Annotated in this window: 14 protein-coding genes; 7 read left to right on the forward strand and 7 right to left on the reverse strand. The window is 62.7% G+C overall.

Translation table 11 applies throughout. The features are described from left to right. Nucleotides 1–30: 30 nt before the first annotated feature. From AC097W_RS06065 to AC097W_RS06075, 3 genes are read left to right on the forward strand one after another with little or no spacing between them, the layout of a single operon-like run. Nucleotides 31–1,533, forward strand: coding sequence for an FAD-linked oxidase C-terminal domain-containing protein (locus AC097W_RS06065; protein WP_479601592.1), 1,503 nt, complete (start codon nt 31–33; stop codon nt 1,531–1,533). 6 nt (nt 1,534–1,539) lie between these two features. Next, nucleotides 1,540–1,905, forward strand: a complete 366-nt coding sequence (locus AC097W_RS06070) for a CidA/LrgA family protein (protein ID WP_479601593.1) — start codon at nt 1,540–1,542, stop codon at nt 1,903–1,905. Next, entirely contained in the window at nt 1,889–2,614 is a 726-nt protein-coding gene (locus tag AC097W_RS06075; protein WP_479601594.1) for an LrgB family protein, read from the forward strand. The genes AC097W_RS06070 and AC097W_RS06075 overlap by 17 nt, the downstream gene beginning before the upstream one ends. Here AC097W_RS06075 and AC097W_RS06080 read toward each other — a convergent pair whose 3' ends face one another. From AC097W_RS06080 to AC097W_RS06100, 5 genes are all read right to left on the reverse strand, one after another. After that, nucleotides 2,615–3,751: an aminotransferase class V-fold PLP-dependent enzyme gene (locus AC097W_RS06080; protein WP_479601595.1), complete on the reverse strand. Its 1,137-nt coding sequence runs from the start codon at nt 3,749–3,751 to the stop codon at nt 2,615–2,617. Between the two features lie 86 nt (nt 3,752–3,837). Further along, nucleotides 3,838–4,305, reverse strand: a complete 468-nt coding sequence (locus AC097W_RS06085; protein ID WP_479601596.1) for a tetratricopeptide repeat protein — start codon at nt 4,303–4,305, stop codon at nt 3,838–3,840. Between the two features lie 84 nt (nt 4,306–4,389). Then, a complete protein-coding gene (locus AC097W_RS06090) occupies nt 4,390–5,295 on the reverse strand; it encodes an acyl-CoA thioesterase (RefSeq protein WP_479601597.1) in 906 nt (301 codons plus the stop codon). 25 nt (nt 5,296–5,320) lie between these two features. After that, the gene (gene lhpI / locus AC097W_RS06095; protein ID WP_479601598.1) at nt 5,321–6,259 is read right to left on the reverse strand and encodes a bifunctional Delta(1)-pyrroline-2-carboxylate/Delta(1)-piperideine-2-carboxylate reductase; all 939 of its coding nucleotides are present in this window, start codon (nt 6,257–6,259) and stop codon (nt 5,321–5,323) included. Nucleotides 6,260–6,273: 14 nt separating this feature from the next. Continuing rightward, nucleotides 6,274–8,121, reverse strand: coding sequence for a carboxyl transferase domain-containing protein (locus AC097W_RS06100; RefSeq protein WP_479602069.1), 1,848 nt, complete (start codon nt 8,119–8,121; stop codon nt 6,274–6,276). Nucleotides 8,122–8,216: 95 nt separating this feature from the next. Between AC097W_RS06100 and AC097W_RS06105 the strand changes: the two genes are divergently transcribed. From AC097W_RS06105 to AC097W_RS06120, 4 genes are all read left to right on the forward strand, one after another. Beyond that, nucleotides 8,217–9,224, forward strand: coding sequence for an asparaginase (locus AC097W_RS06105; protein ID WP_479601599.1), 1,008 nt, complete (start codon nt 8,217–8,219; stop codon nt 9,222–9,224). 27 nt (nt 9,225–9,251) lie between these two features. Next, nucleotides 9,252–10,166: an arginase gene (gene rocF / locus AC097W_RS06110; RefSeq protein ID WP_479601600.1), complete on the forward strand. Its 915-nt coding sequence runs from the start codon at nt 9,252–9,254 to the stop codon at nt 10,164–10,166. A 46-nt stretch (nt 10,167–10,212) separates the two neighbouring features. After that, nucleotides 10,213–11,454, forward strand: a complete 1,242-nt coding sequence (gene purT / locus AC097W_RS06115; RefSeq protein ID WP_479601601.1) for a formate-dependent phosphoribosylglycinamide formyltransferase — start codon at nt 10,213–10,215, stop codon at nt 11,452–11,454. Between the two features lie 72 nt (nt 11,455–11,526). Continuing rightward, nucleotides 11,527–11,931, forward strand: coding sequence for an MAPEG family protein (locus AC097W_RS06120; RefSeq protein WP_479601602.1), 405 nt, complete (start codon nt 11,527–11,529; stop codon nt 11,929–11,931). Nucleotides 11,932–11,936: 5 nt separating this feature from the next. On the opposite strand, the gene AC097W_RS06125 is transcribed toward AC097W_RS06120, so the two are convergent. Both AC097W_RS06125 and AC097W_RS06130 read right to left on the reverse strand, forming a co-directional pair. Further along, the gene (locus AC097W_RS06125; RefSeq protein ID WP_479601603.1) at nt 11,937–12,953 is read right to left on the reverse strand and encodes an MBL fold metallo-hydrolase; all 1,017 of its coding nucleotides are present in this window, start codon (nt 12,951–12,953) and stop codon (nt 11,937–11,939) included. Continuing rightward, the gene (locus AC097W_RS06130) at nt 12,950–14,584 is read right to left on the reverse strand and encodes a methyl-accepting chemotaxis protein (protein ID WP_479601604.1); all 1,635 of its coding nucleotides are present in this window, start codon (nt 14,582–14,584) and stop codon (nt 12,950–12,952) included. Before AC097W_RS06130 ends, AC097W_RS06125 begins: the two co-directional genes overlap by 4 nt. Nucleotides 14,585–14,655 lie beyond the last annotated feature (71 nt).

The raw sequence follows: 14,655 nt of genomic DNA on the forward strand, positions 1-14,655 counted from the left end.
CGACAGAGCCGTTTGCCGTAAAGTGGCGTCATGAATGCAATAACCACTTCTTCAGAAGCCTCCTTGCTACAAAAAGCAGAGCTGCAGGCGCAGGTAATACGGGGGCTAGAGGCCCATTTGCCGAAACATGCGCTACTCTGGAACACAGAGGACACCACTCCTTACGAATGCGATGGTCTGACCGCCTACCGCGAGCGACCACTGGTGGTGGTTTTGCCCGAGACCGAAGCGCAGGTGGCGGCCGTGTTGCGCACCTGCCATGCCATGGGGGTGCCGGTAGTGGCGCGCGGTGCAGGCACCGGCCTGTCGGGCGGTGCCATGCCGCACAAGATGGGCGTGACCCTGTCCCTGGCACGATTCAACAAGATTGTGAAGATCGACAAACGCAGCCGCACGGCGGTGGTGCAGTGCGGCGTACGCAACCTGGCCATCAGCGAGGCGGCGGCGCCCTATGGGCTGTACTACGCACCCGACCCATCGAGCCAGATCGCCTGCACCATTGGCGGCAATGTGGCCGAAAACTCGGGTGGCGTGCACTGCCTGAAATACGGGCTGACACTGCACAACGTGCTGAAGGTGCGTGGCCTGACCATCGAAGGCGAAGAAATTACGTTTGGATCGGACGCGCTGGACAACCCCGGCTACGACCTGCTCAGCATCGTGGTGGGCAGCGAAGGCATGCTGGCCGTCACGCTGGAAGTCACCGTCAAACTCATCCCCAAACCCATGCTGGCGCGCTGCATCATGGCCAGCTTTGACGACATGCGCAAAGCCGGCGATGCAGTGGCCGCGGTGATTGCCGAAGGCATCATCCCCGCCGGCCTGGAAATGATGGACAAGCCCATGACCGCGGCGGTGGAAGACTTTGTGCACGCGGGCTACGACCTGACGGCCGAGGCCATTTTGCTGTGCGAGAGCGATGGCACACCGGAAGAGGTGGAGGAAGAAATTGGCCGCATGAGCGACGTGCTGCGCCGCTATGGCGCCACCGCCATCGCCGTGAGCCAGAACGAGGCCGAGCGCCTGCGCTTCTGGAGCGGCCGCAAGAACGCCTTCCCCGCCAGCGGGCGCATCAGCCCCGACTACATGTGCATGGACTCCACCATTCCCCGCAAGCGTCTGGCCGACATTCTGCTGGCGATTGCGGAGATGGAGAAAAAATACCAGTTGCGCTGCGCCAACGTGTTTCATGCGGGCGACGGCAATCTGCACCCGCTGATTCTGTTTGATGCGAACGACCCCGACCAGATGCACCGCTGCGAGTTGTTTGGTGCCGATATTCTGGAAACCAGCGTAGCCATGGGCGGCACCGTAACCGGCGAGCACGGTGTGGGCGTGGAGAAGCTCAACAGCATGTGCGTGCAGTTTTCAGCGGAAGAAAACGCGCAGATGTTTGGTATCAAGCGCGCGTTTGATACCCAAGAGTTGCTCAACCCCGGCAAGGTGATTCCTACCCTGCACCGCTGTGCCGAGTACGGCAAGATGCTGGTACGCGGGGGCAAGATCAACCACCCGGACCTGCCCCGGTTTTAGCCCGCCATGAACGGCCTGCGCGGCTTGGCCTGGCTGCTGGTGTTGCAGTCACTCGGTGAATTGCTGGCGCGCGGTCTGGCCCTCCCGTTTCCCGGCCCGGTCGTGGGCATGGTGTTACTGCTGCTGGCCCTGCGCTGGCCTCTGGTGCGAGAGCCGATAGCCGCCTGTGCCGACTTTCTGCTGGGCCATCTGTCCTTGCTGTTTGTTCCCGTGGGGGTGGGCGTGATGACGCACCTGGCGCTCGTCAGTCAATACGGCGGGCGCATGCTGCTGGTGATTGTGTTGTCCACCTGGATCGGACTGGCCGTCACCGCGCTGGTGTTGTTCAGGCTCAGCCCTTCCCCGAAAGCGGACGATGCCCCGCTTCGTTGAACTCTGGGTCTACCTTTCCGCCACACCCCTGTTTGGCCTGACGGCCACACTCGCGGTCTACGTATTGGCCCAGGCGTTTTACGCGCGCGTACACCAGGCACCGTGGGCCAACCCGGTGCTCTGGAGTGTGGTGCTCATCGCCAGCGCGCTGCTGCTCACCGGTGTGCCCTACCCCACCTATTTCTCCGGTGCGCAGTTCATCCACTTCCTGCTGGGCCCAGCCGTGGTTGCACTGGGCTGGCCGCTCTGGCAGCGCCGCGCGGAACTGCGCCAACGCTGGGGGCGCCTGTTGCTCGCCTCTCTGGCTGGGGGCGCTGCGGCTAGCGGTTCGGCATTGGCGCTGGGCTGGGCCTTCGATTTGCCCGCTGATGTGGTGTTGTCGCTGGCGCCCAAATCGGTCACCGCCCCCGTGGCCATGGGCATTGCCGAAAAAATTGGCGGCATACCGGCGCTTTCCGCCGTATTTGCCGTCATCACCGGTCTGGTGGGTGCGCTGAGCGGCAAGTACCTCTTTGGAGTTCTGCGCATTCCGATGGATACCGCCGGCTGGACCGCGCGGGGCTTTGCCCTCGGCACGGCCGCCCATGGCATCGGCGCGGCAAGAGCCATGCAGGTCAACGCCGATGCGGGCGCCTACGCCGGCCTGGCACTGGGCCTGCAGGTCGTGCTGGCCTCGGTGCTCATGCCCTTGATCTTCCGGTGGTTCTGATCAGCCGGGGACGAGGATATGGTCCAGCGCAGCGGCGAGCTGGGCCACGGTGCGGTCCACGTTGTGCAGCTTTTCCAGCCCGAACAGGCCGACCCGGAAGGTCATGAAGTCGGCAGGCTCGTCGCACATCAGCGGCACGCCGGCGGCCGTTTGCAGGCCTTGGCCCAAAAATTTCTTGCTGGACTGAACGCCCGGGTCTTCGGTGTAGCTCACCACCACGCCTGGCGCCTGGAACCCCTGGGCCGCGACGCTGCGGATGCCCTTGCTTTCAAACAGCGCACGCACCTTGCTGCCCAACTCCATCTGCTCGGCACGCACCTTGTCAAACCCGTAGTTGCGCGTCTCCTGCATCACTTCGCGCAGGCGCGTCAGGGCATCGGTAGGCATGGTGGCGTGGTAGGCGTGGCCGCCAGCCTCGTAGCTCTCCATGATCTGCAGCCACTTCTTCAGGTCACAGGCAAAGCTGGTGCTGGTGGTGGAGTCAATAGCCGTGCGGGCGCGCTCACTCAGCATCACCATCGCACAGCAGGGCGATCCGCTCCAGCCTTTTTGCGGCGCGCTCACCAACACGTCCACACCCGTGGCTTCCATATCCACCCACATGGCGCCCGATGCAATGCAGTCCAGCACCAGCAGGCCACCTACGGAATGCACCGCATCCGCTACGGCGCGCAGGTAATCGTCGGGCAGGATCATGCCCGCTGCGGTTTCCACGTGGGGTGCGAACACCACCGAAGGCCTTTCGTGCAGGATGGTGGCAACCACATCTTCAACCTGGCAGGGCACCCACGGCGCCTGCTTCTCGGAACCCACGCGCCGCGCCTTGAGCACAGTGGAATGCGCCGGAATGCGGCCCAAGTCAAAAATCTGCGTCCAGCGGTAGCTGAACCAGCCGTTGCGAATGACCAGCACGTTTTTGTCGGTCGCAAACTGGCGGGCCACCGCCTCCATGCCGAAGGTACCGCTACCGGGCACCAGAATGGCGGATTGGGCGTGGTATACCTCTTTGAGAATGCTGGAGATGTCCTTCATCACGCCCTGAAAGCGCTGGGACATGTGGTTCAGGGCCCGGTCGGTGTACACCACCGAAAATTCGAGCAGCCCATCGGGGTCAATTTGGGGCAATAGGCCGGGCATCGTCATCTCCTGTTGTTATGGATGTTCAAAGCAAGGAAGTCAGCTTAGCATGCACCGCCAACCTTCATGACAGGCTTTTTCGGCGGTTATTTGCGGGGAGCTTGCAGCCGGAAATTCGCCAGCGCCTTGGCAAGGTCTTCGTACTCTTCACAGGACTTGCTGCCGCAGATTTTCTCCAACTGCACCAGATGCTTCTGCGCCTCGTCAGGCTGGTTGTCCATCAGATACGCCTCGCCAATGTACTCGTGGGCACCCTTGTGATTGGGGTTCAGCTTGAGGGCCATCTGGTAGCACTCGAACGCTTTGGGCAGATTGGGCTGGGCCTGCTTTCGGTAGCTGTAGCCAAGCAAGTTATAGGCATCGGCGTTGCGGGGCTCGTCCCGCACCATCTGATTCAGCAGGCCGATGGCCTTTGTCCAATCTTTCGCATCCACGGCCGCGCGCGCGGCGACCAAGGGGGAGGCCGCAGGGCGGGCCGGCTCAAACACGATAGTGTCTGCGGCGAATACGCTGAACGCTGCGAATATCAACCCGGCCAATACAGACTTTTTCATGGGGGACTCCTTGTTCGGAAATGCGCGTGCCTGGCAAGCATACCCAGGTGTCACAGGCGGGCATGGCCCACGACAAAAAAACCCTTACTTCTTCGGAACCCGACGGATCAACCCTTCTTGTGTGACGCAGGCGACCAACCGCCCGTCGCGGCTGAAGATGCTCCCGTGGTTCAAACCACGCGCATGCCCGGCGACCGGGCTTTCGCACACGTACAGCAGCCAGTCGTCTATCCGGAAGTCATCGTAAAACCACATGGCATGGTCCAGACTGGCAGTCACCATGTCCGGCTGGTAGTAGCTGGCGGCATGCGGGCGCAGGGACGTTCCCAGCAAGCCAAAGTCCGAAGCGTAGGCGAGCAGACACTTGTGTAGCGCCTGGTTGCCCGCTACCGGGCCGGCTGCACGAAACCAGATGTGCTGGCTGGGCGCTGACTTGCCGGGATTGAGGTGGTCCACCGGGTCCACCGGGCGGATTTCGATGGCAAGGTCCGGGGTGACACGGGCTGAAGGCTGTGACGGAATCAACTCCGGAACCGGGCGCGAACTCCTGACAGCCACCGCCAGCGACTCGGGTGACGGCACATCAGGCATCACCGCCTGGTGCTCAAAACCCTGCTCATCGGCCTGGAAGGAGGCCGACAAAATGAGAATGGCCTTCTCGCCCTGCGAGGCGACGACCCGGCGCACGCTGAAGGTGTTGCCGTCGCGGATTCGGTCCACGTGGTAATGAATGGGGGCGAGCGGGTCGCCGCCCCGGATGAAATAGGCGTGCAGGGAGTGCGCATCGCGCTGTTCACAGGTATTGCCCGCTGCCACCAAGGCCTGACCCAGAATATGCCCGCCAAACAGGTTGCGAAATCCCAGGTCCAGGCTTTGCCCGATGAAATGATCGGACGTGAGGCTTTCGAGGGTGAACAGGCCCAGCAGCTGCTCCAGCGCAGCAGGTGTGTGGGTCGTTGAATCGGCGCGGGCCTCGGCGTGTTTCTGCATGGGTATTTCAGTCTTTGGAAGCGCTCTATTGTCGGTCACTCTCAAAAACCAGCGACGCCGCGCCCAGGTCTTCCAGCGCGGTACCGACCGACTTGAAAACGGTTCGCTCACTTGGTGTCTGGCGCCCCACCACCGTACCGCGGCACAGGTCTGCCAAGGTGCCAAGCACATCGGTTTTCGAAATGACACCACGGGACAAAGGCCCGAGCAGGTCGCCGCTTTTTAGCAGTGCTTCGTCGGTATCCACAAACAGTCTGGCGCCTGCGAAGCAGGCATCGTCGGCCTCACGCATGGTGGGCGTGAAGCTGCCGATCAAGTCCAGATGGCTGCCTGCCTGCAGCCAGCTTCCCTGAATGACGGGCTCGGTGGCCAAGGTGGCACAACTGATGATGTCGGCCTGTGCAACCGCCTCGGCCAGGTGGCTGGCCACGCTGGCAGACACGCCCGCAGCACGCCATTGCGCCACCAGCGCTGCCGCCTGCGCCGGGTTACGGGCCCACACCTGAACCGTTTCAATGGGCAACACCTGACGGTAGGCGTGCGCAATGAGGGCCGCAACGCGCCCTGCGCCCACCACCAGCAGGCGCTTTGAATCGGGTCGCGCCAGACTGGATGCTGCCAGTGCCGATGCGGCGGCGGTGCGCCGCGAGGTGATTTCGTTGCCATCCATCTGGGCCAGTGGTTCGCCGGTCCGCGCATCAAACAGCACATACGTCGCAAACAAGCCCGGCAACCCCCGGGCGGAATTGCCAGGAAAGATGTTGACCGTCTTGATTCCCAGATAGCCGTCGGGGCGCCATGCCGGCATGATCAACACCGTACCCTGACTGCCATCAGGAGCCGTCAGGGTGTGGGTGTGGCGCAACGGCACTTCGCAGCCTTCCACAAACATGCGGCGAAGCGCGTCGATCAGACGGTCAAAGGGCAAGGCGGACCGGGTATCGGTTGTGTTGAAAACTTTCATGCGTGCGCCAGGCCTCACCAGGTGTCGATGCTGAAGCGTCCGCCCCCATCGACCGTGGCGCTCACCCGTCCAGCCTCCAAGCCCCGCACCAGCCAGGCACGCGTGTGCGCCGGGTCAATCACGGCATCAATCTCCAGCGTGGCGGCCATGTTCATGGCGCTGCCGTTTTCATATTGGCGTGCCACCAGCTGGTCATAAAGTGCCTCGCGTTGTGACCCTTCCGACGCCGCCTCCAGCTCCTTGCGAAAGCCCAGGCGCACGGCGCCTTCCAGCCCCATGGCGCCAAATTCACCGGTCGGCCAGGCCACGGTGAACAGCGGGGAATGAAAGCCGCCCGCCGTCATGGCCATGGCACCCAAGCCGTAGCCTTTGCGCAGAACCACGCTCAAAAAGGGCACGCGCAAATGCGCAGCGGCAATGAACAGGCGGCTGACATGGCGCACCTGCGCCGTGGCCTCGGTGTCCGGGCCCACCATGAACCCCGGGGTATCCACCAGGCTCACCATGGGCAGGCGGTGGGCGTTGCACAGTTGCATGAAGCGCGCCGCCTTGTCCGCCGCATCGGCGTCGATGGCGCCACCCAGGTGCATCGGGTTGTTGGCCAGCAAGCCGACCGGACGGCCTTCAATGCGCGCCAGCGCGGTGTGAATGCCCTTGCCAAAACCCGTGCGCAGTTCCAGCAGTGAGCCCACATCGGCCATGCCTTGCATGGCCACGCGCGCGTCATACACACGCAACCGGTTCTGGGGCACCACGTCGCGCAGGGCGTTGGCGGGCGGTGGCGTGAAGTCGGCGGCCATGCCCTGGAAAAATGACAGGTAGTGCTTGGCGGCAGCGACCGCCTGCGCTTCGTCGTCCACCAAAATATCAATCACCCCATTGCCGTGCTGCACGCTGGCCGGGCCAATCTGTTCGGGCTTGAAAACACCCAAGCCCCCGCCCTCCACCATCGCCGGGCCACCCATGCCGATGTTGCTGGAGCGGGTGGCGATGATCACATCGCTGCAACCCAGCAGCGCGGCGTTGCCGGCAAAGCAGCGCCCCGCCACGATTCCCACCACCGGCACCTGGCCGTTGAGCCGCGCATAGCTGGCAAAGGTGGCCACATGGAGCCCCGCCACGATGGGCATGTCCACATCCCCAGGCCTGCCGCCACCGCCTTCAGCAAACAGCACCACCGGCAATTTGTTTTGCAGGGCGATACCGAGCAGGCGATCGGTCTTCTGGTGGTTGCGCATGCCTTGCGTGCCCGCCAGCACGGTGGCGTCGTAGGACATCACGGCCACTTGGGCGCCGTTGATGCAACCCAGCCCGGTGACCATGCCATCGGCGGGGGTGTTCTGAATCAGGTCCGCCTCGGTGCGGCGGCTGCGCTGGGCAGCGACGGCCAAAGCGCCGTATTCAATGAAGGTGTCGGCATCGCACAGGTCGGCGATGTTTTCGCGCGCGGTGCGCAGACCTAGGGCATGGCGCTTGGCTACGGCCTCAGGGCGGCTGGCGTCCTGGGTCAAGGCTTCGCGCTGCTGCAGGCGCTGCAGGTCGGCGCGCACGGTTACAGGGCCAGAATCCTGGGCGGCGTCAGCGCGGGCAGGCGCAGGCTCCTCTACAGCACTATTTTGAGCATTTTCGGCCTCCAGCCCCCGTGGATGCTGCGCGAGCCGCTCCGAAATACATAGCAAATCACCTTGGTGCACCATGTCGCCCGCAGCAAACAGCAGCTCGGTAATGCGCCCAGCGGCTTCGGCACGGACCTCGTGCTCCATCTTCATGGCTTCCAGAATCACGACGACATCGCCGGCGTTCACCGTTGCGCCGGGGGCTATCAGCCATTGAACAATCTGGGCCTGCAGGGGGGATCGAATGGGGTGCATGCGGGCATTGTGCGGCAGGGTGGGCACACCCGGCGTCAAGCCGGTGACAGAACGGCAGGAAATCCAAATTACGGGACAATGCCGGTATGCAACATGTTTCCCTGATTGAACTCACCCGCGGTGGCACGCTGGAGAACCAGCATTTTGGATCGGTGGCCGTGGTCAACACGGCTGGCAAGCTCGTCGCTCAGGCCGGTGATCCGAACTGGTTGACTTTTACCCGCTCCACGCTCAAGGCACTGCAGGCCCTGCCGTTTATGGAAGCCAATGGCCCGCAGCACTTTGGTTTCACGACCGCTCAGGTCGCCATGCTCTGCGCCAGCCACAACGGCGAAGACATGCACGTAACGCAGGCGGGCGACATGCTCGGCAAGGCTGGTCTCGGCACCCGCGCATTGCGTTGTGGTTGCCATGTGCCACTGCAATTCACCTTCTTTGAACAGTCCGCGCCACCAGGTGCCGTGTTTGACGAACTGCACAACAACTGCAGCGGAAAACATGCCGGTTTCTTGGCCCACTGCGTGCAGCACGGTCTGCCGCTGGAAGACTACATTGCCCCCGCACACCCCCTGCAACAAGCCATTCGCCGCGATGTAGCCCGCGCCGTCGGCATGGAGGCAAACGCCATGCCAATGGGCATTGACGGCTGCTCGGCACCCAACTACGCCATGCCGCTTGCGCGCCTTGCCTATGGCTACGCACGCTTGGCCAGTGGCTTGCGCGACAGCGAATTTGGCAACAGCTTTGCCCAATTGAGCGAAGCGATGACCAGCCATCCGGAACTGGTCAGTGGCACGGGCCGCAACGACCTGGCGTTCATGCAGGCAGGTGGCGGTGACTGGGTCAGCAAAGTCGGCGCAGATGGCGTGCAGGTGGTGGGCAGCAAGAGCCGCGGCGAGGCCTTTGCCATCAAGATCATTGATGCCAACAAACCCGCCTTGTTTGCCGCCAGCGTTGCCGTCATGGACCAACTGGGCTGGCTGAACGGCGCGCAGCGCGACGCACTGGAACCTTGGCGCGCCCAGCCTTTGATCAACGCACGCGGCGTGCAAGTGGGCGAACGCCTGCCGGTTTTTACATTGCAGACGCACTGAGTGTTTTTGCCTTTTTAGCGATTCACCATGAACAACAAAATCAGCCTGATTGGCGCCCCCACCGACATTGGTGCAGGCACCCGCGGCGCCAGCATGGGGCCCGAAGCCCTGCGCGTGGCCAACATCGCCAGCGTTTTAAGCAGCCACCGACTCGAAGTGCTGGACCGGGGCAACGTAGCCGGCCCCGCCAACCCCTGGCTCCCACCTGTCGACGGCTACCGGCACCTGGCCGAAGTAGCTGCCTGGAACCAGGCGGTGCATGACGCCATGTATGCCGAGCTGACGGCGGGGCGTCTGCCCATCTTGCTGGGCGGCGACCACTGCCTGGGCATCGGGTCAATCAGCGCCGTGGCCCGCCACTGCCGCGACACCGGCAAGAAGCTGCGCATTTTGTGGCTCGATGCCCATGCCGACTTCAACACCAACGCCCTCACCCCCAGCGGCAACATCCACGGCATGCCGGTGGCCTGCCTGTGCGGCTTTGGCCCGCGCGAGCTGACGGAGATCGGCGGCCAGGTACCTGCCATTCAAGCCAAATGGATTCGCCAGATTGGCATTCGCAGCGTGGACGAAGGCGAAAAACGCTTTGTGCACGAGCAGGATCTGGAAGTATTTGACATGCGCTACATCGACGAGATGGGCATGCGCGCCGCCATGGAGTTGGCGCTGGCGCTGGTGGATGCCAACACCCATTTACATGTGAGCTTTGATGTCGATTTTCTGGACCCCGACATCGCCCCCGGCGTGGGCACCACGGTGCGCGGCGGCCCCAACTACCGCGAGGCGCAGTTGTGCATGGAGATGATTGCCGACACCGGCCGCCTGGCCTCGCTGGACGTGATGGAACTGAACCCCGCGCTGGATGAGCGCAACCGCACCGCACAGGTGGCGGTGGACCTGATTGAGTCGCTCTTTGGCAAGAGCACGCTGATGCGCAAATAAATTTTAGAACCCTTACAGAACCTTTGGAACCTTTGGAACTTTTGATATGAAAACCCTCGGCACCCCCCTGTCCCCCAACGCCACCAAAGTCATGCTGCTGGGCAGCGGCGAACTGGGAAAAGAAGTCCTGATTGCGCTGCAGCGCCTGGGCGTGGAAACCATTGCGGTGGACCGCTACGAGAACGCGCCCGGCCAGCAAGTGGCCCACCATGCGCGCACCATCACCATGAGCGACCCGGCGCAACTCAAGGCGCTGATCGAGGCGGAGAAGCCCGACCTGGTGGTACCCGAGATTGAAGCCATCGCCACCGCCATGCTGGAGCAGCTGGAAGCCGCTGGCACCGTGCGCGTGATCCCCACCGCCCGCGCTGCGCGCCTGACCATGGACCGCGAAGGTATCCGCCGCCTGGCCGCCGAGACGCTGGGTTTGCCCACCAGCCCCTATAAATTTTGCGACTCGCTGGCCGAACTGCAAGCCGCGATTGACGGCGTGGGCGGCAAGCCGGGCATCGGCTACCCCTGCATCGTCAAGCCGGTGATGAGCAGCTCGGGCAAAGGCCAGAGCAAGATCAGCGGCCCGGCCGACGTGCAAAAAGCGTGGGACTACGCCATGGCCGGTGGCCGGGTGAGCCATGGCCGTATCATTGTTGAAGGCTTTATTGACTTTGACTACGAAATCACCCTGCTGACCGTGCGCGCGAAAGCCGCTAGCGGCTCCGTAGAAACCCAATTCTGTGAGCCCATTGGCCATATCCAGGTCAACGGCGACTATGTAGAAAGCTGGCAACCCCACCCCATGCACCCCGCTGCGCTGTTGCGCGCACAAGAAATTTCCAAAGCCGTCACCGACAACCTTGGCATGGGCCTGGACGGCCAATCCACGGGCTTGGGCCTGTTTGGTGTCGAGCTGTTCGTCAAGGGCGACCAGGTGTGGTTCAGCGAAGTGAGCCCGCGCCCGCACGACACCGGCATGGTGACGATGTGCACGCAATTGCAAAGCGAGTTTGAGCTGCACGCCCGCGCGATTTTGGGCCTGCCCGTGAACACCGCGCTGCGCAGCCCCGGCGCCAGTGCCGTGATCTACGGCGGTGTCGACGCACAAGGCATTGTGTTTGACGGCGTGGCCGACGCCCTGCAAGTGCCCAACTCCGACATCCGCCTGTTTGGCAAGCCCGAAAGCTTTGTCAAACGCCGCATGGGCGTGGCGCTGGCGTTTGATGCCGATGTGGAAGTGGCGCGCACCAACGCCAAGCTGGCGGCGTCCAGGGTGAAACCCCGCGTGGCATAGACAAGTGGGTGACAGTGCTGAACTTCCTGATTCGTTAAGGTCCAACTTTCAACTACGCAGGAACTCCACCCCATGTCTCCACTACAAGCACTGCTCGGGTTTGCCGCTTGGACATTGCTGCTCATTGCGGCCGTCTTTCTCTATCGGGGCCTGAAATTCGTCACCGGTACGCCCATCAATCACTGGCCGCGGGGTGCCAAACCAGCTGACGACGCAGCACTGGTCAAGCGCATAGAGGACGCACATGCCAATTGCCTGGAGAACCTTCCGGTGTTCGCCGTGATCGTGCTCGCTGCAGCTGCCATGGGTCGGCTGGATGCCATTGCCCTGCTGGCTCCCTGGGTGCTGTACGCCCGCGTTGGGCAGACCGCGGTTCATTTGCTGGGCGTTGGACAGCTCCATGTGCTGGTGCGCGCCAGCTTCTGGAGCGTTCAGCTGGTACTGTTCTTCTGGATGCTGCTGAAACTGCTGGCCTGACTACTTCAGGACAGCGGAATAGCCCGCGTCTCGCCGTGGCGCATCAGCCAGACAGAGTCCTGCGGCAAGCCACGCGCACGCAGGGCAATGGCCAGATCACGCGGCGGGTGGTCAAACGCCTCTTGCGTGAGCATGAAAGTGCCCCAGTGCACGCCCATGGCCTGTTTGGCTTCCACGTCCAGCATCAGCTGCACCGCGTCGGCCGGGTTGACGTGCATGTTTTTCATGAAGTCACGCGGCAAATAGGCGCCTATGGGCAGGGCCAGAAAATCCACCGCGCCCAGCCGTGCGCGGATGGCCTTGAAATCGGCGCTGTAGCCGGTATCGCCGGGGAACAGAAACCGCCAGGGCTCCGCCTCTTTGCGGTTCCACTCCAGCAGGTAGCCACCCCATAGTGATGCATTGGTGTCCCAGGGTGTGCGCCGGCTCCAGTGCTGCGATGGCGTGAAGTGCAACTGCAACCCGTCGTTGATATGCGCCTGGCCCCACCAGTCGAGTTCGGTCACGTGGGGAATGTTGCGCGTATCGAACCAGGGCTTCAGGCCAAGGGGTACAAAGAATCGCGGCTGATGACCCGCGGCCATAAGCCGCCCAATCGTGTCGTCGCACAGGTGATCGTAATGATTGTGGGAGATCAGTACCACGTCGATGGGCGGCAGTTCCTCGGGTGTTAGCGGAGCCGGTACCCGGCGCGGTGCGCCAAAGCGGCCATAGGGCCCGGCAAAGCCTGCCAGCGTGGGGTCCAGGAGTATGTTCAAGCCACCGACTTGCAACAGCATGGACACATGCCCCAGCCAGGTCATCACCGGGGCCGTTTGCCGCGGCGCGAGGCGCGCGTGGTCTACCGGTGTCACCCATTCACGGGCAAATGCCGCATAGCCTCCCGCTGGCTCGGCCAAGGGTTTGAAGTCGCCGCGCAACGAGCGCCAGACCATCTCGTACCAGGGAAAATCTCCAATGACAACACGGGCGTCACTGTTGCCAAAGCCCCCCTTCCGATGGTGCGCAGGTTTTAGATTCAAAAAGTTTCCCAATCATCATCGCCACCTCGGCCCGCAGGCTTGGGTGCGGCGGCCTTGGGTGCGGCCAGTTTCGGCGCGGGCGCCCCCACTCTTGGGGCCGTGCGGGCGGGCGCAGCGACTGCTTTTGCCGTCGTTTTGAATACTGGGGGCTGCGCCCGAACGGGTGCCTGAAAGCTGGGCCGTGCGCGTTGCCCTTGCTGTGCACCCTGACCATCGCCCGCAGTGAACACCGCAACCGTTTGCACCAGCTCTTGCGCCTGCGAATTCAGGCTGCTGGCAGCGGCTGCCATCTGCTCTACAAGCGCGGCATTCTGTTGGGTCGCCTGGTCCATCTGCGTGACGGCTTCTCCCACCTCAGCCACGCCGGCAGCCTGTTCACTGGTAGCCGCACTGATCTCACCCATGATGTCGGTGACACGGCGAATGCTGCTCACCACCTCGGTCATCGTGGTGCCCGCCTGGCCCACCAACACGGTGCCCTGCTCCACCCGCTCCACGCTGGCGCCAATGAGGCTCTTGATTTCCTTGGCCGCTTCGGCGGAGCGCCCGGCCAGTGATCGCACCTCGGATGCCACCACCGCAAAACCCCGGCCCTGCTCACCCGCGCGGGCGGCTTCGACCGCTGCGTTCAGCGCAAGAATATTGGTCTGAAAGGCAATGCCATCAATGACGCTGATGATGTCTGAAATCTTGCGCGACGACTCATTGATGCCCTGCATGGTCTGCACCACCTGGGCCACCACATCGCCACCCTTGGCGGCCACCGCGCTGGCGCTCATGGCCAGCTGGTTTGCCTGACGCGCACTCTCCGCCGATTGCCGAACCGTGGTGGTCAACGCCGTCATGTTGCTGGCGGTGCGCTGCAGGTTGCTGGCCGTCTGCTCGGTTCGGTTGCTCAGATCCTGGTTGCCGCTGGCAATTTCGGAGCAAGCCACCTCAATGCCTGAAGCGCCCGTACGCACGGTCGACACAGCCAACTCCATGCGACTCAAAGTGGACTTCAATGCATTGCCTCCCTCGGTCGCGGTGACCACACCGGCCACATTGAGCGAGATACCGTCCGCCCGGTTGACGCTGGCCACCAACTGCCCCAGCTCATCGCCTTGTTGTGCCGCACGATTCATATTGATTGCCAGCACCACCTCCACGCCAGCCTGAATAACTACATACACCGCATGCAGCACGATGACCATGAAATCTGCTTGCGTGGTGCAATAGAAGCCCCAACCGGCCGCCTGCATGCGGTCGAACGCAACATGGTGCACCGCAATCAGCGCGGCTCCAAAGACAATGATCTTCCAGTCGAGATACACCAGCAGAAAAGCCAGCACCACGAATACCCCGAAGTGAAGCTCCAGCATGCCCCGTGCCAATTGAATTTGAAGCGCAACGAACGCCACCAACACAAAGGTCAGCACATAGCGGCTGACCTGGCTGCCACTGCCAGCCGAGTACCCCACCCCCGCCAGAACCAGCAACGCCGCAGCAGCGCCTAACGCCAAGCCTGAATCAACAAACTGCAATCCCAAAATAACGCTGGCGATGGCACTTAAGCCAATGGCTACCAGCAGTACCCGGTCGCCCAGTAGGGCGCGCGCAGCCGCTCCGTTGGTGATTTTTTGTTCTGACATATCTACTCCGAATAACACGGGTTTTTTGCAACATAGCAGGAAAAGTTTACCCCCGAACGCGGGCTGTAGGG

It is taken from the genome of Rhodoferax sp. GT1R46 (genome assembly GCF_056521285.1).